The 815-nt window shown below is 40.6% G+C and carries 1 protein-coding gene and 1 pseudogene; one reads left to right on the top strand and one right to left on the bottom strand.

All coding sequences use genetic code 11. From position 1 onward, the window contains the following. Positions 1-252 (bottom strand): annotated as a pseudogene (locus tag ACS8FC_RS16385) (esterase/lipase family protein); the annotation flags it as partial. Positions 253-431: 179 nt separating this feature from the next. Between ACS8FC_RS16385 and ACS8FC_RS16390 the strand changes: the two are divergent. Further along, the gene (locus ACS8FC_RS16390) at positions 432-617 is read left to right on the top strand and encodes a hypothetical protein (protein ID WP_439297557.1); all 186 of its coding nucleotides are present in this window, start codon (positions 432-434) and stop codon (positions 615-617) included. Positions 618-815: the final 198 nt, after the last annotated feature.

Genomic DNA, 815 nt, shown 5'->3' on the forward strand with positions numbered 1-815 from the left:
CTGCTGCATACAAGCTTGCTCATTAAGACCTGCCGATAGCAAGGCAGATGCCGTATCGCTGCTTAGTTGATTATCAGTGACGATATTACCGCGCTGTGCTGAGATGGTCTTGGCCGATGCTTGTTTTTCCACCGAGACGACACTACAGGCTGGTAGCAGCATTGCCGCTGTCAATAATGCGACTGAGGCGATAGGTAGCATTTTTTTATTGGCTTGCGTTACCGTGTTTTTGCTAGGGCTAGCAGAAGTCATAGGTCAGTCCGGTAAAAAAGTAGTTATGAGAAAACCAGCAATGGAAGTGCTCTTGGTTATAATAGAGTTTAGCGTAACTTTTGATATTAGACTATTTTATTTGAAGGGTTATAACCAAGCGTTATGTATCGAATGATTTTTTCAAATGATGGTTATTGTTTTGAGATAGGCTTAAATTTTTGGTTAAAAAGGGCGTTTATTTAGATAAAGTAGAAAAAGACAAGATAGAAAAAGATGAGGTTCTGTGCAAGCAGGTTTCTATTAGGCACAAAAAAGCTAGACACAAAAAAGCGCCTTGGCTTTATATTCATAAAAACAAAGGCGCTAGGTATTCTAAGGCTATAAAACTATTTATTCATCTTTAGTATAGACAAACAGGATAAATTTAGGCACCTGGTTTGACATTGATATCTGGTGCAGGGATGTCCCAAATGTAGAATTTGCCATCTTCAACCAGTTTGATTTGCTGAGGAATAACGGTGTTGTTAGGGTATTTTGCTTCAAGACGACGTAGGCGCTCTAGGGCGTTGGCACGGCGATCACTGAGTAGGTCTGACTGTGCC

It is taken from the genome of Psychrobacter sp. 1Y4 (assembly GCF_051847555.1).